At 74.6% G+C, this 20,603-nt stretch carries 23 protein-coding genes; 15 read left to right on the top strand and 8 right to left on the bottom strand.

All coding sequences use genetic code 11. The annotated features are described in order from the left end of the window. Nucleotide 1 precedes the first annotated feature (1 nt). The 3 genes from ACTWP5_RS17470 to ACTWP5_RS17460 form a co-directional block, all read right to left on the bottom strand. Complete coding sequence (locus tag ACTWP5_RS17470) at nt 2-424, bottom strand: secondary thiamine-phosphate synthase enzyme YjbQ (RefSeq protein WP_443221901.1); 423 nt, start codon at nt 422-424, stop codon at nt 2-4. Continuing rightward, the gene (locus ACTWP5_RS17465; RefSeq protein ID WP_443221900.1) at nt 421-1,473 is read right to left on the bottom strand and encodes a LacI family DNA-binding transcriptional regulator; all 1,053 of its coding nucleotides are present in this window, start codon (nt 1,471-1,473) and stop codon (nt 421-423) included. Before ACTWP5_RS17465 ends, ACTWP5_RS17470 begins: the two co-directional genes overlap by 4 nt. Nucleotides 1,474-1,573: 100 nt before the next feature. Further along, on the bottom strand, nt 1,574-1,894 hold the full coding sequence (locus tag ACTWP5_RS17460; RefSeq protein WP_443221935.1) for an L-rhamnose mutarotase: 321 nt from the start codon (nt 1,892-1,894) through the stop codon (nt 1,574-1,576). Between the two features lie 199 nt (nt 1,895-2,093). Here ACTWP5_RS17460 and rhaI point away from each other — a divergent pair, with 199 nt between their 5' ends. The 11 genes from rhaI (at nt 2,094) to ACTWP5_RS17405 (ending at nt 13,784) form a co-directional block, all read left to right on the top strand. Beyond that, nucleotides 2,094-3,254 (top strand): L-rhamnose isomerase, encoded by a 1,161-nt coding sequence (gene rhaI / locus ACTWP5_RS17455; RefSeq protein ID WP_443221899.1) that lies wholly within the window; start codon nt 2,094-2,096, stop codon nt 3,252-3,254. 24 nt (nt 3,255-3,278) lie between these two features. After that, entirely contained in the window at nt 3,279-5,333 is a 2,055-nt protein-coding gene (locus ACTWP5_RS17450; RefSeq protein WP_443221898.1) for a bifunctional aldolase/short-chain dehydrogenase, read from the top strand. Between the two features lie 86 nt (nt 5,334-5,419). Then, nucleotides 5,420-6,856, top strand: a complete 1,437-nt coding sequence (locus ACTWP5_RS17445; RefSeq protein ID WP_443221934.1) for a rhamnulokinase — start codon at nt 5,420-5,422, stop codon at nt 6,854-6,856. A gap of 5 nt (nt 6,857-6,861) precedes the next feature. Further along, complete coding sequence (locus tag ACTWP5_RS17440; protein WP_443221897.1) at nt 6,862-7,614, top strand: (Fe-S)-binding protein; 753 nt, start codon at nt 6,862-6,864, stop codon at nt 7,612-7,614. Then, nucleotides 7,611-9,191: a lactate utilization protein B gene (locus ACTWP5_RS17435; RefSeq protein WP_443221896.1), complete on the top strand. Its 1,581-nt coding sequence runs from the start codon at nt 7,611-7,613 to the stop codon at nt 9,189-9,191. Before ACTWP5_RS17440 ends, ACTWP5_RS17435 begins: the two co-directional genes overlap by 4 nt. Beyond that, nucleotides 9,188-9,862, top strand: a complete 675-nt coding sequence (locus tag ACTWP5_RS17430; protein WP_443221895.1) for a LutC/YkgG family protein — start codon at nt 9,188-9,190, stop codon at nt 9,860-9,862. The genes ACTWP5_RS17435 and ACTWP5_RS17430 overlap by 4 nt, the downstream gene beginning before the upstream one ends. A gap of 28 nt (nt 9,863-9,890) precedes the next feature. Then, the gene (locus ACTWP5_RS17425) at nt 9,891-10,454 is read left to right on the top strand and encodes a TIGR03086 family metal-binding protein (RefSeq protein ID WP_443221894.1); all 564 of its coding nucleotides are present in this window, start codon (nt 9,891-9,893) and stop codon (nt 10,452-10,454) included. A gap of 196 nt (nt 10,455-10,650) precedes the next feature. Next, complete coding sequence (locus ACTWP5_RS17420; RefSeq protein WP_443221893.1) at nt 10,651-11,157, top strand: GNAT family N-acetyltransferase; 507 nt, start codon at nt 10,651-10,653, stop codon at nt 11,155-11,157. Nucleotides 11,158-11,227: 70 nt separating this feature from the next. After that, a complete protein-coding gene (locus tag ACTWP5_RS17415) occupies nt 11,228-12,313 on the top strand; it encodes a questin oxidase family protein (protein WP_443221892.1) in 1,086 nt (361 codons plus the stop codon). A gap of 253 nt (nt 12,314-12,566) precedes the next feature. Next, the gene (locus tag ACTWP5_RS17410; RefSeq protein WP_443221891.1) at nt 12,567-12,971 is read left to right on the top strand and encodes a hypothetical protein; all 405 of its coding nucleotides are present in this window, start codon (nt 12,567-12,569) and stop codon (nt 12,969-12,971) included. Between the two features lie 108 nt (nt 12,972-13,079). Beyond that, nucleotides 13,080-13,784, top strand: a complete 705-nt coding sequence (locus tag ACTWP5_RS17405) for an ester cyclase (protein WP_443221890.1) — start codon at nt 13,080-13,082, stop codon at nt 13,782-13,784. 48 nt (nt 13,785-13,832) lie between these two features. Here the strand turns inward: ACTWP5_RS17405 and ACTWP5_RS17400 are convergent, their stop codons facing one another. From ACTWP5_RS17400 to ACTWP5_RS17385, 4 genes are all read right to left on the bottom strand, one after another. Continuing rightward, entirely contained in the window at nt 13,833-14,801 is a 969-nt protein-coding gene (locus ACTWP5_RS17400; RefSeq protein ID WP_443221933.1) for an aldo/keto reductase, read from the bottom strand. A gap of 111 nt (nt 14,802-14,912) precedes the next feature. Beyond that, nucleotides 14,913-15,467: an O-acetyl-ADP-ribose deacetylase gene (locus ACTWP5_RS17395; RefSeq protein ID WP_443221889.1), complete on the bottom strand. Its 555-nt coding sequence runs from the start codon at nt 15,465-15,467 to the stop codon at nt 14,913-14,915. 1 nt (nt 15,468) lies between these two features. Then, nucleotides 15,469-16,137, bottom strand: a complete 669-nt coding sequence (locus ACTWP5_RS17390; protein WP_443221888.1) for a ThuA domain-containing protein — start codon at nt 16,135-16,137, stop codon at nt 15,469-15,471. Continuing rightward, nucleotides 16,134-16,946 carry a hypothetical protein gene (locus ACTWP5_RS17385; RefSeq protein WP_443221887.1) on the bottom strand — a complete coding sequence of 271 codons (813 nt, stop codon included), beginning with the start codon at nt 16,944-16,946 and terminating at the stop codon, nt 16,134-16,136. The genes ACTWP5_RS17390 and ACTWP5_RS17385 overlap by 4 nt, the downstream gene beginning before the upstream one ends. A 129-nt stretch (nt 16,947-17,075) precedes the next feature. Here ACTWP5_RS17385 and ACTWP5_RS17380 point away from each other — a divergent pair, with 129 nt between their 5' ends. Then, nucleotides 17,076-18,170, top strand: coding sequence for a DUF2332 domain-containing protein (locus ACTWP5_RS17380; protein ID WP_443221886.1), 1,095 nt, complete (start codon nt 17,076-17,078; stop codon nt 18,168-18,170). Between the two features lie 9 nt (nt 18,171-18,179). After that, complete coding sequence (locus ACTWP5_RS17375; RefSeq protein ID WP_443221885.1) at nt 18,180-18,566, top strand: VOC family protein; 387 nt, start codon at nt 18,180-18,182, stop codon at nt 18,564-18,566. A 90-nt stretch (nt 18,567-18,656) separates the two neighbouring features. Here the strand turns inward: ACTWP5_RS17375 and ACTWP5_RS17370 are convergent, their stop codons facing one another. Next, a complete protein-coding gene (locus ACTWP5_RS17370) occupies nt 18,657-19,343 on the bottom strand; it encodes a nuclease-related domain-containing protein (RefSeq protein ID WP_443221884.1) in 687 nt (228 codons plus the stop codon). Between the two features lie 76 nt (nt 19,344-19,419). Here ACTWP5_RS17370 and ACTWP5_RS17365 point away from each other — a divergent pair, with 76 nt between their 5' ends. Continuing rightward, complete coding sequence (locus tag ACTWP5_RS17365) at nt 19,420-19,821, top strand: NUDIX hydrolase (protein WP_443221883.1); 402 nt, start codon at nt 19,420-19,422, stop codon at nt 19,819-19,821. A 50-nt stretch (nt 19,822-19,871) separates the two neighbouring features. Further along, complete coding sequence (locus tag ACTWP5_RS17360; protein ID WP_443221882.1) at nt 19,872-20,537, top strand: TetR/AcrR family transcriptional regulator; 666 nt, start codon at nt 19,872-19,874, stop codon at nt 20,535-20,537. Nucleotides 20,538-20,603: the final 66 nt, after the last annotated feature.

Below are 20,603 nucleotides of genomic sequence, written 5' to 3'. Positions count from 1 at the left end.
ATCAGCCCAAGAAGCTCAACCGCACTTGACGGTTGGGATTAGAGATGTTGGTGTCGACCAGGCAGATCGACTGCCAGGTGCCCAGGCTCAGCCGGCCGTCGAGGACCGGCACGGTGGCGTGGGGAGCGACGAGAGCAGGGAGGACGTGGTCGCGGCCGTGGCCGGGGCTGCCGTGCTGGTGCTCCCAGCGACCGTCGGCGGGGAGCAGGTCCCGCAGGGCGGCCAGCAGGTCGTCGTCGCTGCCCGCGCCGGTCTCCAGGATGGCCACGCCCGCCGTCGCGTGCGGCACGAACACGTTCAACAGGCCGTCACGGCCCCGCGCGACCTCGGCGAGGAAGGACTCGCAGTCCCGCGTGAGGTCGGCGACGGTCTCCGACGCCCCGGTGGTGACCTCCAGGACGCGGCTGGTGAAGTGGGAGCTCATGCCCCCACGGTACGGTCCGCCGGGGCGGGGTGCCGCGCGAGTTCGCTGGACTCGCGGACGATCAGCTCGGGCTCCAGCACGATCCGCTGGTGCTGGTGGCGGTCGGCCGCCTCGCCGGTCTCCTCCAGCAGCAGTTCGGCGGCCTGCCGTCCCATCTGGATCGCGGGCTGGCGCACCGAGGTGAGCGGGACGGCGGCGGCCGCGGCGAACTCGATGTCGTCGTACCCGACGAGCGCGACCTCCTGAGGGACCTTCACCCCCGCGGCGAACAGCGCCTGGAGGACGCCGAGGGCCAGCAGGTCGTTGGCGCAGAACACGGCGGAGGGCCGGGGGCTCATCGCAAGGAGCGCGGCGCCGGCCTCGCGGCCGGCGGAGACGTCCAGCCGCGGCGCCTCCACGTGCCGCAGCGCGCCACGGCCGAGGCCCGCCTCGGCGAGCGCGGCGAGCGCCCCCTCCCTGCGGTCCTGGCACTGCTGGAGCGACATCGGCCCGCTGACGTACGCCACGTCGGTGTGCCCCTGGGTGAGGAGGTGCCGCACGGCGAGGGTGCCGCCGAGCACGTCGTCGACGGAGACCGAGCACCCCTCGGCGCTGGGCAGCACCCGGTCGACGAAGACGAAGGGGATGCCGTGCCGCCTGAAGTCGGTGAGGTTGCGTCCCGACATGTCGGCCGGGGTGACGAGCACGCCGCGGACCCGCTGTTCGGCGAAGAGGGAGAGGTAGTCCGCCTCCTCCGAGGTGGACTGGGCGCTGTTGCAGAGCATGACGCCGAGCTTGGAGGTGCGGGCGACGCGCTCGGCGCCGGTGGCGACATCCACGAAGAACGGGTTGGCCATGTCGAGAACGAGCAGCGCGATGATGCGGCTCTGCCCCGCGCGCAGCTGACGGGCCGACTCGCTGCGGACGTACCCGAGTTCGTCGATCGCGGCCTGGACGCGCTGCCGGGTCTCCTCGGCGACCATGTGTGGCCGGTTGATCACGTTCGACACGGTCCCGACCGACACGCCCGCCTGCCGGGCGACCTCCTTGATCCCCACCGTGTGAGCCATCCGCCCTGTTCCGTTCGTCTCGCCCTCTGGCCGCAGCAGCCTCACCGCTGCCGGGCCATGGTAAGGCGCGGGCCGGCCGTGGTGCTGGCGCGGGCCGTGATCAGTCGAGGTGGAACACCTCGGTCAGCGGGGTCATGGCCTCGTCGGGCCGGGAGCCGTCGAGCGCCTCGAAGAACCCGGCCATCTCGGCCTGCCAGCGGGCGTTGACCTCGGTCTCCGCCATGGCGCGCTGCGCGGCGGCGAAGTCCTCGGTCTCCAGGTAGCCCACGAGCAGGCCGTCGTCGCGCAGGAACAGCGAGTAGTTGCGCCAGCCGGTGGCGCTGAGGGCGTCGAGCATCTCGGGCCACACCTCGGCGTGGCGGCGCCGGTACTCCTCCAGGCGGTCGGCCCGGACCTTCAGCAGAAAGCAGACGCGCTGCACGCCGCTCACGCTCCCCTCGGGGTTGAATGGTTTCATTGAGCCTGGGGAGCGGCACGCTAGCCAGAGCGGATCGCGAGCGTCAAGATGATGCTCCGATCCTCCCTTGACAGAACGTGACAGGCCCTCCTAGTTTCACTGGAGTGAAACGATTCATCTCCGCATGTCCAGCAGTGTTCGGTGTTCAGGGAGCCCTGATCGCATGACCGTCTCCTCCGCCGTCAAGGCGGCCTTGACCACGCAGGCCATCGAGACCCCGTCGTGGGCCTACGGCAACTCCGGGACCCGCTTCAAGGTCTTCGCCCAGCAGGGAGTGCCGCGTACGCCCCAGGAGAAGCTCGAGGACGCCGCCCAGGTGCACCGGCACACCGGCGTCGCCCCCAGCGTCGCCCTCCACATCCCCTGGGACCGGGTCGACGACTACGCCGCGCTGGCCGCCCACGCCGAGGACCTCGGGCTGCGGCTGGGCGCCATCAACTCCAACGTCTTCCAGGACGACGACTACAAGCTCGGCAGCGTGTGCCACCCCGACGCCGCCGTCCGCCGCAAGGCCCTGGACCACCTGCTGGAGTGCGTCGACATCATGGACGCCACCGGCTCCCGCGACCTCAAGCTGTGGTTCGCCGACGGCACCAACTACCCCGGCCAGGACGACGTCCGCGCCCGCCAGGACCGGCTCGCCGAGGCGCTCGACGCCGTCTACGAGCGGCTGGGCGAGCACCAGCGGATGCTGCTGGAGTACAAGTTCTTCGAGCCCGCGTTCTACACCACCGACGTGCCCGACTGGGGCACCGCCTACGCCCACTGCCTGCGGCTGGGCCCGCGCGCGGAGGTCGTCGTCGACACCGGGCACCACGCCCCCGGCACCAACATCGAGTTCATCGTCGCGGTGCTGCTGCGCGAGGGGAAGCTCGGCGGCTTCGACTTCAACTCCCGCTTCTACGCCGACGACGACCTGATGGTGGGCGCGGCCGACCCCTTCCAGCTCTTCCGCATCATGTACGAGGTGGTGCGCGGCGGCGGCTTCACCGACCACACCGCGTTCATGCTCGACCAGTGCCACAACCTGGAGCCGAAGATCCCCGCGATCATCCGTTCGGTGATGAACGTCCAGGAGGCGACGGCCAAGGCGCTGCTGGTGGACCGCGAGGCGCTCGCCGCCGCGCAGGCCGACGGCGACGTGCTCGGGGCGAACGCCGTCCTCATGGACGCCTACAACACCGACGTCAGGCCGCTGCTGGCCGAGGTGCGCGAGGAGATGGGCATCGACCCCGACCCCATGGCGGCCTACCGTCGCTCCGGATGGGCCGAGAGGATCGTGACCGACCGCAGGGGCGGGCAGCAGGCCGGCTGGGGAGCGTGAGAGTCGATGACGGAGAGGGCACCGATGACACCGACGGCGCAGGGACCACACCCGGCGGTCGAGGCTCTGCTGGAGCGCTCGCACCGGCTGGGCGCGGATCCACGCAACACGAACTACGCGGGCGGCAACACCTCCGCCAAGGGCACCGCCACCGACCCCGCCACCGGTGACGACGTCGAGCTGATGTGGGTGAAGGGCTCCGGCGGCGACCTCGGCACCCTGCGGGCGGAAGGGCTCGCCGCCCTGCGGCTGGACCGGCTGCGGGCGCTGCGCGCGGTGTACCCGGGGGTGGAGCGCGAGGACGAGATGGTGGCCGCGTTCGACTTCTGCCTGCACGGCAGGGGTGGCGCCGCGCCGTCGATCGACACCGCGATGCACGGCCTGGTCGAGGCGGCCCACGTCGACCACCTCCACCCCGACTCGGGGATCGCGCTGGCGTGCGCCGCGGACGGTGAGGCGCTCACCAAGGAGTGCTTCGGCGAGCGCGTGGTGTGGGTGCCGTGGCGGCGCCCCGGCTTCCAGCTGGGCCTGGACATCGCGGCCGTGCAGCGGGCCCACCCGCAGGCGATCGGCTGCGTGCTGGGCGGGCACGGCATCACGGCGTGGGGCGCGACCAGCGAGGAGTGCGAGCGCAACTCGCTGTCCATCATCCGCACCGCCGAGGCGTTCCTCGCCGAGCGCGGCCGGCCGGAGCCGTTCGGCCCCGTGCGGGAGGAGTTCCGGCCGCTGGCGGAGGCGGAACGGCGGGCGCGGGCGGCGGCGTTGTTCCCGACGATCCGGGGGCTCGCCTCGGCGGACCGGCCGCAGGTGGGGCACTTCACCGACGCGGACGTGGTGCTGGACTTCCTCTCCCGCGCGGAGCACGCGCGACTCGCGGCGCTGGGCACCTCCTGCCCGGACCACTTCCTGCGCACCAAGGTGCGGCCGCTGGTGCTCGACCTGCCCGCCGACGCGCCGCCTGAGGACGCGGTGGCCCGGCTGCGCGAGCTGCACGCCGCCTACCGGGAGGAGTACCGGGCGTACTACGAGCGGCACGCGACACCCGACTCGCCGGCGATGCGGGGCGCGGACCCGGCGATCGTGCTGGTGCCGGGGGTGGGCATGTTCTCCTTCGGCAAGGACAAGCAGACCGCGCGCGTGGCGGGCGAGTTCTACGTCAACGCCATCAACGTGATGCGGGGCGCCGAGGCGGTGTCGTCGTACGCGCCGATCGAGGAGTCGGAGAAGTTCCGCATCGAGTACTGGGAGCTGGAGGAGGCCAAGCTGCGGCGCATGCCGGCGCCCAAGCCCCTGGCCACCCGCGTCGCGCTGGTGACCGGCGGCGGCTCGGGCATCGGCGCGGCGACGGCGCGGCGGCTGGCCGCCGAGGGTGCCTGCGTGGTCGTGGCCGACCTCAACGCGCAGGCCGCCGAGGAGGTGGCCGCGGATCTGGGTGGCCCCGACCGGGCGGTGGCGGTGACGGTGGACGTCACGGACGAGGAGCAGATCAGGGCAGCCCTCGCCTCGGCGGTGCTCGCGTTCGGCGGCGTGGACCTGATCGTGAACAACGCGGGTATCTCGATCTCCAAGCCGCTGCTGGACACCACGGCGGCGGACTGGGACCTCCAGCACGCGATCATGGCGCGCGGCTCCTTCCTGGTGTCGCGTGAGGCGGCCCGGGTGATGATGGAGCAGCGCCTGGGAGGTGACATCGTGTACATCGCGTCCAAGAACGGCGTTTTCGCCGGCCCGAACAACATCGCCTACGGGGCGACGAAGGCCGACCAGGCCCACCAGGTGCGGCTGCTGGCCGCCGAGCTCGGGGAGCACGGCATCCGCGTCAACGGCGTCAACCCCGACGGCGTGGTGCGCGGCTCGGGCATCTTCGCGGGCGGCTGGGGCGCCAAGCGGGCGGCCGTGTACGGGGTGCCGGAGGAGAAGCTGGGCGAGTTCTACGCGCAGCGGACGCTGCTGAAGCGCGAGGTGCTGCCCGAGCACGTGGCGAACGCCGTGTTCGCGCTGACCGGTGGCGATCTCAGCCACACGACGGGCCTGCACATCCCGGTCGACGCCGGGGTGGCGGCGGCGTTCCTGCGGTGACGGCCGCGGGCGGCGGTCGGGGGGCGGTGGCGGACGCCTCGGCGGCGTTCGCCGCCGTGGACCTCGGGGCGTCGAGCGGCCGGGTGATGCTCGGGGTGGTGGGCCCCGACGCGCTGTCGCTGCGTGAGGCCCACCGTTTCCCGAACGAGCCGGTGCGGGTCGGCGGCACGCTGTACTGGGACATCCTGGCGCTGTACCGGGGTGTGCTGGAGGGCCTGCGGGCGGCCGGCCGCCTCAGCGGCGGCCGGCTCGCGGCCGTCGGCATCGACTCGTGGGCGGTGGACTACGGGCTGCTGGACGCCTCGGGGACGCTGCTGGGCAATCCGGTGCACTACCGCGACGCCCGCACCGACGGCGCGGCGAGGCGGCTCGAGGCGGTGATCTCGCAGCGGGAGCTGTACGCGGCGACGGGGCTTCAGCACCTGCCGTTCAACACGATCTACCAGCTGACGGCGGCGCGGGAGAGCCCGCAGCAGGCGGCGGCCCGGCGGCTGCTGCTGATTCCCGACCTGGTGTCGTACTGGCTGACGGGCGTGGAGGGCACCGAGCTGACGAACGCCTCGACGACCCAGCTGGTCGACCCGCGCACCGGCGACTGGGCGCGGGAGGTGGCGAAGGCGGCCGGCGTGGACCTGGGGCTGTTCGCGCCGCTGCGCCGGCCGGGGGACGCGGCGGGCTCGCTGCTGCCCGAGGTGCTGTCGGAGACGGGCCTCGCGGGTCCCGTGCCGGTGACGGCGGTGGGGTCGCACGACACGGCCTCGGCCGTGGTCGGGGTGCCGGCGGAGGGCCGGCGCTTCGCGTACATCGCCACCGGGACGTGGTCGCTGGCGGGTCTGGAGCTGGACGCGCCGGTGGTGACCGAGGAGTCCCGGCGGGCGAACTTCACCAACGAGCTGGGCGTGGACGGCACCGTCCGGTACCTGCGCAACATCATGGGGCTGTGGCTGCTCCAGGAGTGCCTGCGGGCTTGGGAGGCGGCGGGGACGCGCCACGAGCTGGGCCCGTTGCTGCGGGAGGCGGGCCGGGTGCCGGCGCTGCGGTCGGTGGTGGACGCCGGGGACCCGGGGTTCATCGCGCCGGGCCGGATGCCGGAGCGGATCGCCGAGGCGTGCCGCCGCACGGGGCAGCCGGTGCCGCGGGACGCGGCCGAGACGGTGCGCTGTGTGATGGACTCCCTGGCGCTGGCGCACCGCAGGGCGGTGCTGGAGGCGCAGCGGCTGTCGGGCCGCGAGGTGGAGACGGTGCACGTGGTGGGGGGCGGCGCCCACAACGACCTGCTGTGCCAGCTGACGGCGGACGCCTGCGGGCTGCCGGTGGTGGCGGGGCCGGCCGAGGCGGCGGCGCTCGGGAACGTGCTGGTGCAGGCGCGGGCCGCGGGCGCGGTGGCGGGCGGTCTCGACGCGTTGCGCTCGCTGCTGCGGGCGACGCAGCCGCTGCGGCACCATGTGCCGACGGGCGACACCGCGGCGTGGGAACGGGCCGCCGCCCGGATCGCCGGCGGTCCCGGCGGCGGGAAGGAGTAGGCGGGATGCGGGTCGCGCTGTTCGTCACCTGTGTCAACGACACGCTCTACCCACGGACCGGCCAGGCGGTGGTGACGCTGCTGGAGCGGCTCGGGGTACGGGTGGAGTTCCCGATGGGGCAGAGCTGCTGCGGGCAGCCCCAGTTCAACACCGGGTACCGGCGCGAGGCCGAGCCGCTGCTGCGCCGCTTCGCGCGGGCGTTCGACGGCTACGACCACATCGTGACGCCGTCGGGCTCGTGTGCCGCGATGGTGCGGGACAACTACCCGCGGATCGGGCGGCGGGCCGCGGCGGAGGGCCGGGGCGGGGAGCTGGCCGAGGCGGCGGCGTCGGTGGTGCCCCGGACGGTGGAGCTGTCGGAGTTCCTGGTGGACGTGCTGGGCGTGGTGGACGTGGGCGCGTACTACCCCCACTCCGTCACCTACCACCCGACGTGCCACGGGCTGCGGATGCTGCGGCTGGCGGACCGGCCGCGGCGCCTGCTGGAGCACGTCAGGGGCCTGGAGCTGATCGAGCTGCCGGGTGCCGAGGAGTGCTGCGGCTTCGGCGGCACCTTCGCCGTGAAGAACGCGGCGGTCTCGGCGGCGATGGGCGCGGACAAGGCGCGGCACGTGACGGAGACGGGCGCGGAGGCGGTCTGCACGGTGGACAACTCCTGCCAGATGCACATCGGGGGCACCCTGGCGCGTGCGGGCTCCACCGTCCGCCCGGTGCACCTCGCCGAGATCCTGGCCAGCACCGAGGAGGCTCCCTGGTGAGCGGCACCTACCTGGGCATGCCGGCGTTTCCCGTCGCCGCGGACGCGGCGGTGCGCGACGAGCGGCTGCGCGGCAACCTCACGCACGCCACGCAGACCATCCGCGCCAAGCGCGCCAGGGCGGTGGCGGAGCTGCCGGACTGGGACCGGCTGCGCGCCGCGGGCGCGGCGATCAAGGACCGGACGCTGCGTCACCTGGACCACTACCTGGAGCGGTTGGAGGCCTCGGTGACCGCGGCCGGCGGCCAGGTGCACTGGGCCGCCGACGCGCGGGAGGCCAACCGCATCGTCACGCGGCTGGTGCTGGCCACGGGCGAGCGGGAGGTGGTGAAGGTCAAGTCGATGGCGACGCAGGAGATCGGCCTGAACCAGGCCCTCGCCGCGGCCGGCGTCCGCGCCACCGAGACGGACCTGGCGGAGCTGATCGTGCAGCTCGGCGACGACCTGCCCTCCCACATCCTGGTTCCGGCGATCCACCGCAACCGGGGCGAGATCCGCGACATCTTCCGGGAGCGGATGGCCGACTGGGGCCGTCCCGCGCCCGAGGGCCTGACCGACGCGCCGGCCGACCTGGCGGAGGCGGCCCGGCTGCACCTGCGGGAGAAGTTCCTGAACGCCAGGGTCGGCGTCTCGGGCGCCAACTTCATGGTGGCCGAGACCGGCACGATGGTGGTGGTGGAGTCGGAGGGCAACGGGCGGATGTGCCTGACGCTGCCCGAGACCCTCATCTCGGTGGTCGGGATCGAGAAGGTCGTCCCGAGCTGGCGGGACCTGGAGGTCTTCCTCCAGCTGCTGCCCCGCTCCTCCACGGCGGAGCGGATGAACCCGTACACCTCGATGTGGACGGGCACGAGCGAGGACGACGGCCCGCGCGCGTTCCACCTGGTGCTGTTGGACAACGGCCGCAGCGACACGCTGGCCGACACGGTGGGCCGGCAGGCGCTGCGCTGCATCCGCTGCTCGGCCTGCCTGAACGTGTGCCCGGTGTACGAGCGGGCCGGCGGGCACGCCTACGGCTCGGCGTACCCGGGCCCGATCGGCGCGATCCTGACGCCGCAGCTGCGGGGCGTCGGCACGGAGCTGGACGCGTCGCTGCCGTTCGCCTCCTCGCTCTGTGGCGCCTGCTACGAGGTCTGCCCGGTCGCGATCGACATCCCCGAGGTCCTGGTCCACCTGCGGGAGCGGGTGGTGGCCGGCGGTGAGGTCACGGTCGGCGGCGAGAAGCGGCGCATCCGGCCGGCGAAGGGGCACGCGGCGGAGCGGGCGGCGATGCGGGCGGCGCGCTGGGCGCTGGACCATCCCGGGGCGCTGCGCGTGGGCCAGCGGCTGGCCGCCCGCACCCGTCGGCTGCATCCGCGGCGGCTGCCGGGGCCGGGGCGGGCGTGGAGCGCGACGCGGGAGGTGCCGAGGGTGCCGGCCGAGTCGTTCCGTGACTGGTGGCGTCGGACGCGTGAGCAGGGCCCCGCCGGTATCGGAAACGGGGGCGGCGGAAACGGGAGCGGCGGCACCGGGGACGGCCGCGGAGTCGGCGACGGCGCCGGGAACCGGGACGACGGCGGTCGGGAGGCCGGGCGGTGAGCGGACGCGAGAGGGTGCTGGGCCGGGTGCGGCGCGCGCTGGCGGACGTGCCGCGCGGGGAGGCTCCGGACGACGTCCCGGTGGCGCGGGAGTACCTGCGCCACCACTCCCCCGCCGACCCGGTCGCGATGCTGGCCGACCACATGGCCGACTACCGCGCCCTGGTCCACCACACGGACGCGGCGGGCCTGCCCGCGCTGCTGGCGCGGCTGCTGGCCGAGCGCGGGGCGCGGTCGGTGGTGGTGCCGCCCGGCCTGCCGCCCGCCTGGCTGGAGGAGCTGCCGGAAGGGGTCCGCCGGGTCGCCGACGACCCCGCGCTCACGCCGCACGAGCTGGACGCGGTCGACAGCGTGGTCACCGGCTGCGCCGTCGCCGTCGCCGAGACCGGCACGATCGTGCTCGACGCCGGGCCCGAGCAGGGGCGGCGCCGCGTCACCCTGGTGCCCGACCACCACGTGTGCGTGGTCCGCGTCCCCGAACAGGTCGTCGCCTCGGTGCCCGAGGCCCTGGAGCGGCTCACGCCGAGCCGGCCGTTGACCTGGATCTCCGGGCCGTCGGCGACCAGCGACATCGAGCTGGACCGCGTCGAGGGCGTTCACGGGCCCCGCACGCTGGAGGTCGTGCTGCTCGGATCGGCCCGGCGGCCGGACGGGCCCGCCTCCGGTCGCTGACCGCGTCGGCGGGTGAGACGGTGACGGTATGGAGCTTGCCGAGGCCTTCGACGTGGCGCAGGACGAGTTCGCCGGCCGGGTGCACCGGATCCGGGCGGACCAGTGGGACAACGGCACACCGTGCGTCGACTGGTCGGTGCGCGACCTCGTCAACCACCTCACCGGCGAGCACCTGTGGGCGCCGTGGCTGCTGCGCGGCGCCACGCTGGAGGAGGTCGGCGACCGGTTCGACGGCGACGTGCTCGGGGCGGACCCCGTGGCGTCCTGGGACCGGGCCGCGGCCGCCTCACGCACCGCGGTCCACGAGCCGGAGGTCCTTGAGGAGACGGTGCACACCAGCGGCGGGCTCACTCCGACGGACGAGTACCTGCGGCAGATGACGCTCGACCTGACCGTCCACGCCTGGGACCTCGCGCGCGGCATCGGCGCCGACGACCGTCTCGACGCGGAGCTCGTGGAGCTGGTGTACGGCTACGCCGCGGACCGGGTCGACTCCTGGCAGGGCGTGGGGGTCTTCGACCCCCCGGTGGAGCCGCCGACGGGGGCCGGCCGCCAGCAGGAGCTGGTGGCGCTGCTGGGGCGGGAGCCGTAAAGGCTGTCCCTCGGGACGGCGCGCCCCAGCCGGCCGCGAGGCACGCCTCCCGCGTCCCGCTCCGGGGTCTGCGAAGGACCGGGCGCCAGGGGCGTCGGGGTGGCCGCGCCCCCCTGCCTCCGGGCCCCTGTGCGCGGGACCGCCGTGGCCTGAGAGGATTCCCACGTCAGGTGATCAGCGGCTGAGGGGGTGTCCGATGCTGGTCAGGGCGGCCCGCCCGGAGGAGGCGGCCCTCCTCAGCGAGCTGGCCCTCCGCTCGAAGGGCCACTGGGGATACGACGAGGACTTCCTCGAACGATGCCGCGAGGAGCTGACACTCCGGCCGGGGGACGTCGAGCAGCGGCGCACCGCGGTCGCGGAACGGCACGGGCGCGTCCTCGGGTTCGTCACCGTCCAGGGCGACCCACCGGACGGCGAGCTGGGCATGCTGTTCGTGGACCCGCCGGCCATCGGCGGCGGCGTCGGACGTCTGCTCTTCGAGCACGCGCTCGCCGTCGCGCAGACCCTCGGGTTCACACGGCTGGAGATCGGGGCCGACCCGCACGCCGAGGCGTTCTATCGGGCCATGGGGGCCACGCGTGTCGGAAAGGTGCCGTCCGGCTCCGTTCCCGGCAGGGAGCTCCCCCTGATGACCGTCGACCCCGGACGCCGCGGGACCGGCCGCGGGTCGACACCCACGGCTGCTGAGGACCGATGGTCCTAGGTCGGGGGGTTTCGGACGCTCGGCCCCTGGTCGGTTACGGCGCGAGGGCCGGGCGGCCTAGCGTGGCGGCATGGACACCGACGCGACGGGGACGCTGGACGAGGCGCTGCTGCGGCTGCACGCCACCGGACCCGAGTTCGAGGGCTGGTTGAGCAACCACGGGACCATGGCCGTCGAGGCGCTGGCGCGGTGGGGGCAGGCGGGGCGGGTGCACCGGTGGGTGGACGCGTACGCGCGGCGTCTGGAGGAGCCGCCCGCGCCGTACGAGCGGATCACGGCGGACAACTGGCGCCGCGCGCTGGGTGATCCGCGGCACCTGGCCGACTGGACGGCGTACTTCACGGCGCGGCTGGTCGAGCGGCCCTGGCGGGAGGTGCTCGCCACCTGGTGGCCCCGGCTGCTGCCCGGCATCGCGGCCGGCGCCACCCACCCGGTGATCCGGGTGGGGCACGCGGTGCGGGTGCTGCTCGGGGAGGGGGAGAACGCGCCCCGTGTCGCGGAGCTCGCGCACGGCCTCGGGTACTGGGCGGCGCGGCACCAGCCGCTGCCGTCCGACGTCGCGGCGCTGCCCGCGCCGACGGAGGCGTCCGGGGCGCTGCGGGCCGTCCCGCGGGTGGCGGACCAGTCGGGAGGCATCAACGGACGGCTGGCCCAGATCACGGCACTGCCCGCGTGGGGCGGCGGTATCCCAGAGAAGACCGAGGCGGCCGAGGATGCCGGCGAGGCCGTGCTGGCGGCGGCCGAGCGGTCCTCGGCGCGGCTGGCGGAGCTCGTACGGGCGGCGGCCGGGTACTACGCCACGCACGCGCACGGCTCCCCGGTGATGCTCGTGCACGCCGTGACCGCGCCCAACGCGGTGCTGCGGACGTTGCCCGCGCTGCCCCGCGAGCTCTGGCCGGCGAGCGTGCGGACGGCCTGGTCGGCGAGTGCCGCCGTCGTCGCCGCCTACGCCCCCGCGGGCGGCCCCCGACCGGCCGTGGCGGCGGGCGCGGTCAGCGCGCGGGAGCTGTTCGAACGGGCCGCCGTCCATGGCGACGAGCACGCGATCAAACTCGTCGACACGGTGCTGGACCTCCTCACGGCGGACAGGGACGACGAGCTCGCGCGGGCGGCGGGCCTACGCGCGGTGGAGCTGATCGACCCGCTGGAGGCGTGAGCGCCCGACGCCGGGTCAGAAGGCTGACGGCGGCGGACGGCGGCACGCGGCGGCCGGGCGACGCGGAGAACGGGAGAGGAGCCAGCTCGGCGCCGACCGCCGCCGGCGACGTGGACCGAACGCCAGCGCCGCCGGACTCCCGCGCGCGTCCGGGTGAACCCGGCCCCGGACGGCCCGTCGGCAGCGGGAACGCGGCGGCCGGTGCCGTAGCGTGCGGGGCGTTCCCGCCCCACACGTCCGAAAGCGGTCCGCCATGGAAGCGCCCGAACTCCTGCCGGTCGTCGCCGTCCTCTCGCTGGTGACCGTGGAGTTCGGCGGCCACGCGCTGCTGCGGTTCATCACCACCGAACGCGACACGCTCACGCCGTTGCGCGAGCGGTTCTTCCGCGCCGGCCACGCCCACGCCGGCGTGCTGCTGACCCTGTCACTGGTCTACTTCCTCTACCTGCCGCGCGCCCGCTTCTCCTCCGGCGGCGAGTGGCTGTTCGGCATCCTCCTGCTGGCCGGCGTCCTGGCGCAGTCCGGCGGCTTCTTCCTCCACCTCGCCCTCGGCGCGGAGGGGCGCACCTCCCCCGGCACCCACGTCACCCGGGCAGGTGCCGTGCTCATCGCCGTGGCACTCGTCGCCCTCGGCGTGGGCCTGATCCACCACCTCTGACCCGATCGCCGCCCGACAGGAGGACGCGTCGGAACGAACGGGATCCCCCCCACCCGCTTCGCCCCAGCCGGGATCGCCCGGCACGGCTCAGAGCTTCGCGGAGGCGCCATGCCATTCCTCCAGGTCATCGACTGCCGGACCGGGGAGGTCGAGGAGGTGAGCCGGCTGCTGGAGCGGTGGGCGCGGCTCGGGACGGGCGGGCGCCCCGCACCGCGGATCGTCCTCGGCACGGACCGCTCGGACCCGAACCACGTGATGGGAGTCGTGGAGCACCCCTCGCCCGGCGAGGCCATGGCCGGCTCCGCACCGCCCGAGACCGACCAGGCCCTCCGCGAGCTCGCGGCCCTGTGCGAGCGGCCGCCGTCCGTCACCGACCTCGACGTGGCGGGCGGGGGCCAGGTCACCAAGGCAGCGGCCCGCCGCTTCCTGGAGGAGACGGACGACCGGAACCGCCTGGCCGCGTACGACGAGCTGTGCACCGCGGACTACCTCGAACACGACCCGGCGATGCCCGAGGAGACGGTGGGTCTGGCGGAGGCCGGGCGGGTGTACCAGGAGCTGGTGGAAGCCCTCGAACTCAGGCACACCGCCCAGAGCGTGATCGCCGAGGGCGATCTGGTCTCCGCCCGGTTCACGGTCCGCGGGCGCCACGTCGGCGCCTACCAGGGCTTCCCACCCAGCGGCCGGACCTTCGAGTCGACCGGGCAGATCACGCTCCGGTTCCGTGAGGGCCTGATCGCCGAGTCCTGGATCCACTGGGACATCCAGGGAGCCATGGAGCAGCTCGGCCCCCCGCCGGCCCCGTCCGCGTGACGCCCCGGGCAGGCGAGGAACCCGCCCGGAGCGCCGCGCGCACGGCCGTCACGCCCCTCCCGGCCCCTGGAGCACCTGGTCGATCTCGGCGATCTCCGCCGCCTCCAGGGGAGCGGCGTCGAGGATGGCGAGGTTCTGGTCGAGCTGCGCGACGCTGCTGGCGCCGATGAGGACGGAGACGACGCGCGGGTCGCGCAGCACCCAGGTGAGCGCCAGCTGGGCGAGGGTCTGGCCGCGGCGCTCCGCGACGGCGTTGAGCGCGCGGAGCACGGCCAGCCGATCGGGGCTGAGGGCGTCCCGTCGCAGGAAGTGGCCGACGGCCATCCGGGAGTCCGCCGGCACCTCACCCGAGAGGTACCGGTCGGTCAGCAGCCCCTGCGCCAGCGGGGAGAACGCGATGAGGCTGGTGCCGGTCTCGCCCACCGCGTCCAGCACGCCGTGCTCCAGGTCGCGGCGGAGCATGCTGTAGGCGCCCTGGTGGATCAGCAGGGGCGTGCCGAGCTCGCGCAGGATCTCGGCGGCGCGCCGGTGCTCCTCGGCGGGGTAGTTGGAGATGCCGACGTACAGGGCCTTGCCCTGCCGGACGGCGGCGGCGAGGGCGCCGAGGGTCTCCTCCAGCGGCGTGTCGGGGTCGTGGCGGTGGGAGTAGAAGACGTCGACGTACTCCAGGCCGGTGCGGCGCAGTGACTGGTCGAGGCTGGCCAGGAGGTACTTGCGGGAGCCGAAGTTGCCGTAGGGGCCGGGCCACATGTCGTAGCCGGCCTTGGTGGCGATGAACAGCTCGTCGCGGTAGGGGCGCAGGTCCTGCGCGAGGAGGGTGCCGAAGTTGGCCTCGGCGGCGCCGTAGGGCGGGCCGTAGTTGTTGGCCAGGTCGAGGTGGACGACGCCCCGGTCGACGGCGCGGCGCAGCACGACGCGCTGGGTCTCCAGCGGCGTGGTGTCACCGAAGTTGTGCCACAGGCCGAGCGAGACCCTCGGCAGCAGCACGCCGCTGTGGCCACAGCGCTGGTACGTCATGGTGTCGTAGCGGTCGGCGGCGGCGACGTAGCTCACCGGGTCTCTCACGGCTCTCCTCCTGCTGGCGTGGTGGGTGAGGGGACGGGACGGGCGGGGACGGCCGGCGGGGCGTCAGGTGAGCGCCTCGCCGAAGCTCTCGAAGGCGTGCTCGTCGAAGAGCACGAAACGCACCTCCGTCAGGCGCGCGGCGGCGCTGCCGGCCGCGTCCCCCGCGGTGGCCTCGCGGACCGCGCGCACCGCGATGCGGGCGGCGTCGGCCATCGGCCAGCCGTAGGCGCCGGCGGAGACCGCCGGCAGGGCGACGGTGGCCGCCCCGAGCTCGGCGGCGACGCGGAGCGAGGCGTGGTAGCAGGAGGCGAGCAGGGTGCCGCGGTCCTCGGTGCGGGAGTGGACGGGCCCGACGGTGTGGATCACCCATCGGGCGGGCAGCCGACCGGCGGTCGTCGCGACGGCCTCCCCGACCGGCAGGCCGTCGGGGTACCGCGTGGCGCGCAGTTCGCGGCAGGCCGCGAGGATGTCGGGGCCGCCCGCGCGGTGGATGGCGCCGTCGACGCCGCCGCCCCCGAGCAGCGAGGAGTTGGCCGCGTTGACGACGGCGTCGACGTGCTGCTCGGTGATGTCGCCGAGGACGCGGGTGAGGCGCGGGGTGTCGCTGGTGCCGGCCATGTCAGCCATCCTGCCAGCGCGCGGCCCAGCGCAGCCCGCCCAGCAGGTGGTGGCGGAAGTCGGGGTCGGCGTAGCTCTCGGCCGTGTGGCCGAGCGCGGTGTAGAACGAGCGCCCGCCGGCGCGTTCGTGGCACCACACCATGGGGTGGTCGGCTCCCATCCGGCCGCCGTCGTAGGTGCTCTCGTCGGCGGCTGCGAGGACGCGCACCCGCCCGCGCGGGTTGGCGGTGAAGTTGTACCACTCGTCGGTGAACTCCCACCGCTCGCCGAGGTGGGCGGTGGCGGGGTGGTCGCGGTCCTCCACCGTCAGGGTGCCGGGCTGGAGCGCCGGGTGGCCGTCGAAGACGGCGCCGACGACGTCCCGGCCGTACCAGGGCCACCCGTACTCGGTGCACGCGGCGGCGTGCACGCCGACGAAGCCGCCGCCCGCCGCGAGGTGGGAGGTGAGGGCCTGCCGGCCGTCGTCGGTGAGGACGTCTCCGCTGGTGGACAGGAACACGACGGCCGCCGCGCCGGGAAGCGCGCCGGCCAGCTCCGCCGGGTCCTCCGTGTGGTCGAGGTCGAACCCGTGCTCGGCGCCCAGCTGACAAAACGCCTCCACCCCGTCGGGGATCGAGTCGTGACGGTAGCCGGTGGTGCGGGTGAAGACGACGATCCGGGGTGGGCTCATGGGTTCCCATCGTAGGTGTCGACGCCGTCCCGGCCGTCGACGCCGACGTCCCCGTGGCCGGCGGTCTCGCCGCGCAGCAGCCGCAGGTCCTCTCCCCAGGCGTCGAGCACCGGGCCGTGGCCGGCGGCTCGGGCCTGCCGTTCCACGGTCGCGAAGACGCGGCGCAGCGCGGGCTCCCACCGCGGGCCGAGCAGTTCCTCGACGAGCGCCGTGAGCCCTTCCGCGGGCCACGGCGGGTCGGCCAGCGGACGGCGCGTGACCTCCCACAGCAGGTACCTGTTGAACGGCCGCACCCGCCGCTCGCGCGCGAAGGCGTGGGCGAGCAGGTACGGCAGGGCCTCCGCCGCGTCGAGGCGGCCCTGTGTCGCGAGGCCGTCGCGGAGGTTCTTCAGTGCCCGGTACGCGGCGTTGACGAAGGCGTCGAGGGATCCGGCGGCCTGGGCGTGGGCCTCCTCCTCGCCGAGGGTGGCCTCGCGCTCGACGAGCCGGGCGAGCAGACCGTCGGGGGTGTCGTGGAGGATCCTGGCGTGGACGAACGCGTACCGGTCGAAGTCGCTGCCCGACTCCGGCAGGCCGTGGGCGCGGAACGCCGCGAGCGGCATCACCACCACGTCGAGGCCGGGGGTGCGGCGGGCGGCGACGCCCGTCGTGGCGCCGTCGGCCGTGACGACGTACACGTCGTGGTCGGACCAGCGGGTGGCCATGCCGGGGCGGGCCATGGAGCCGCTAAGGACCGCGCCGAGGACGGCCGGGTCGCGCCGGGCCTCCTCGCACAGGGCGGTGAAGGCGGCGTCGCTCGCGGAGGTCATCGCCCCACCCCAGCAGGCCGGGCGGCGGGCGACAACCGGGTTTCGCGGGGTGAGGTTCCCGCCCCGGACGTTTCCTCGCGGTGGGCTGTCCGGCACCATGCTCGGGGAGACCCTTCGAGGAGGACGATCATGCGCGGTGAGAACGCGGCCAGGCTCTGCGAGCAGCAGGCGGAGGCCTGTGGCCGCCTCGGCTCGCCGCTCTACGCGGCTCTGCTGACGCGCGTAGCGCAGGACGTCCGCGACGGCGGCCCGTGTGGCGTGACGTTGGCGGAGTACGAGGACGCCACGCTGGAGGACGCCGTCCCGCTACGGCTGCTGGGCGCCGTCCACGCGCTGGCGTTGACGGGCCGGGCCCCGGCGCTCGCCGCCCACTACCCGAGCGCCGGCGGCACGGCGGAGCCGGAGGACCACGACGCGGTGTGGTCGGCGTTCCGCGAGGCCGTGGCCGGGCACCGGGAGTGGGTCGCGCGGTGGCTGCGCCGACCGCCGCAGACCAACGAGGTGGGCCGCGCGAACCTGCTGCTGGCCGCGCTGCTGCACACGGTGCCCGAGCCGCAGTGGCCCGTCCGCCTCCTGGAACTGGGGGCGAGCGCCGGCCTGAACCTGCGGGTCGAGCAGTTCCGCTACGAGGCCGACGGCTTCTCCTGGGGCTCCCCGGACTCCCCGGTGCGGCTGGCGGACGCGTGGCGCGGCGGGGTTCCGGGCTGGCTGCGGGAGGGCGCGGCCCGCCACCCGAGCCTGCGGATCGTCGAGCGCCGTGGCTGCGACGTGACGCCGATCGACCCGCTCTCCCCCGACGGGTCGCTGGCGTTGCGGGCGTATCTCTGGCCCGACCAGCTGGAGCGGACGGCGCGCCTGGAGGGAGCGCTGCGGCTCGCGACGAAGGTGCCGGCCACCGTGGAGACGGCGGGGGCGGCGGAGTTCCTGGCCGGCGTGGAGCTCCAGCCCGGCACGCTGACCGTGGTGTGGCACTCGGTGATGCGGCAGTACGTTCCCGCGGCCGAGTGGGAGGGGGTCGAGCGGGAGCTGACGCGGCTGGCGGCGTCCGCCGGACCGGACGCCGGGTTCGCCCACGCGTCCTTCGAGCCGGGCCGGGTGGCGGGCGCGTCCGGCTTCTGGCTGACGGTACGACAGGCGGGCCGGCCCGAACGGGTGCTGGCCTCCGCGCGACCTCACGGACTTCCCGCGCGTGGGCACCACGCCGAGGCGGGGGCGAGGTCGTAGGCTCGCGGCATGGGCCCCACGCGCTTCAAGGACATCGCTCTGGACGCCAACGACCACCAGGCGCTCGCCGACTGGTGGTGCGCCGCGCTCGGGTACGTGCGGCGCGAACCACCCGAGGGAGAGACGCGGCCAGCGCAGTGGCCGGTGCCGATCCACGACCCGACGGGGCACGGACCGCAGATCTGGATCAACCCGGTGCCGGAGCCGAAGACGGTGAAGAACCGCATGCACCTGGACGTGTGGGGGGACAGCGAGAAGCTGCTGGCGATGGGGGCCACGCTGCTCAGGGCCAGGGGCGAGGGCCGGGACTGGGACGTGCTGGCCGACCCGGAGGGAAACGAGCTGTGCGTCTTCACACCGCCGCCCGAACAGGTCATCCACCTGGCACGGCGGTGAGCATGGCGGTGAACGCGCCGGCGCCCGCGCCGTGCGCCGGCCCGTGGCCGGGGCGGCGGTGGGAGGGGGGCCGGAGGACCGGGAGGGGGGTCACACACCCCGCCAGGTGCGGCGGTCCCGCGCGGCGGCGTAGATCGTCTCGACCACGTCGGGCTTGAGGACGCCGCCGCGCGCGGCGAGCGTGGCGAGGTCGGCGTCGGTCAGCACCTCGACGTCCGCCATGCCGTCGCTGATCTCCACGCGGGCGGGGGCGACGCAGACCAGGACGGGCCGCACGTCGACGGGGAAGCCGCAGCCGCGGCCGAGAGCGTGCCGGGCGCGCACGGCGTCGCGGCGGCAGAGGCGGACGTGGGGCGCGTGGCGGCGGACGCGGCCGGGCCTGGCCGCCTCGACGGTGTCGGGGCCGACCCGCAGCCGCGCCCCGCGGTAGGGCACGGTCCTGAAGGTGAGGACGCCGCCGGGGCCGATCGCCAGGTGCGAGATGTCGGCGGCGCCGGGCAGCGGGACGGAGTGCAGGACCCGCCAGCCGACGCCGGTCAGCCGGTCCAGGCGCGCGCCGGCGAACTGCTCGCCCGCCAGCCGGGCGCGCAACGCCGCCGCCTCGCCCGAGCGCGCGAGGAGCCGCTCGGTCAGCCGCCGTGCCCGGCGCGTCGAAACGGCGGCGACCTGGCCGTGGAGGGTCTCGCCCGGCCGGTTGGGCGCGAGGTCGTCGTCGGGATGCAGCCACAGGGCCCCTGTGCCGAAGGGCTGCCCGCCCGGAGTCTTCGGTCTCTCCATCGCACACCCCCTCATCCCCATGACACCATCGTCCGGGCCCCCGCGGCGAGGGCAGCGGGTGGAGGGAGTGACGAGGGTGGCACGGCTGATCGACACGGTGGCGTGGGTGTACGTCGAGGAGGGGCGGATCCTGACGGCGAGGTCCCGCGGCAGGCGGCTGTTCTACATCCCGGGCGGGAAGCGGGAGCCCGGGGAGGACGACGTCACGACGCTGCTGCGGGAGGTGCGGGAGGAGCTCACGGTGACGCTGGAGCCCGGGAGCGTCGCGCACCTGGGCACGTACACGGCGCAGGCTGACGGCCATCCGGAGGGCACCCTGGTGCGGATGGCGTGCTACACGGGCAGCTACCGGGGCAGCCTGGCCGCCAGCGGCGAGATCGAGGAGATCGCCTGGCTGCGGCTGGCCGACCGCCACCGCACGGCTCCGGTGGACCACGCCGTCTTCGACGAGCTGGCGGCGTCCGGACTGCTGCGGTGACGTCCGGTTTCCGTAGCATGGACGTCCGGTGGTGAACGAAGGGCGGCGCGGTGTCGGGTACCCGGACGGACGGCAGGGTGGAGCGGGGACGCAGGACCCGTCGGCTGGTGCTGGGCCGGACGATGGAGATCGCCTCCGTCGAGGGGCTCGAAGGGCTGTCGCTGGGCCGCATCGCCACCGAGCTGGGACTGAGCAAGAGCGGCGTGTTCGCGCTCTTCGGCTCCAAGGAGGAGCTTCAGCTGGCGACGATCCGCGCGGCGCGGGCCGTCTTCGCAGAGCACGTGGTGCGGCCGACCGAGGAGGTGCCGCCCGGCCTGGAGCAGGTGTGGCGCCTGTGTCAGGGGTATCTGGCGTACTCCCGTGAGCGGGTCTTTCCCGGCGGTTGTTTCTTCTTCACGGTCTCGGCGGAGTTCAGCGCCCGCCCGGGCCCGGTGCACGACGCGGTCGCGTCGGCGCGGGCGGAGTGGCTCGGGTTCGTCGAGGACACGATCGAGCAGGCCCGCGCGGCCGGGGCACTGCGGAGCGGGGTGGCGGCACGGCAGCTGGCGTTCGAGCTGGTGGCGCTGCTGGAGATGGCCAACGTCCAGTCGGTCCTCTTCGGCGACAGCAGCGGGTACGAGGCGGCGGAGAGCGGGATCCGGGCCCGGCTGCGGGCCGAGGCACGGGGCCGGGCCGCGGCGGTCCTCGGCACGGCCGGTGCTGACGCGGACGCCTAAAGGCTGTGTCGTTCGGCGCCGGCGCGGGCTCGTCACGTCGACGGGCGCTGTCGTCGGGTCCCGCGT

It is taken from the genome of Streptomyces sp. 4N509B, from assembly GCF_052245655.1.
Classification (GTDB): domain Bacteria; phylum Actinomycetota; class Actinomycetes; order Streptomycetales; family Streptomycetaceae; genus Streptomyces.
The sequence above is the reverse complement of the archived record's forward strand: the minus strand, read 5'-3'. Positions and strand labels throughout refer to the sequence as shown.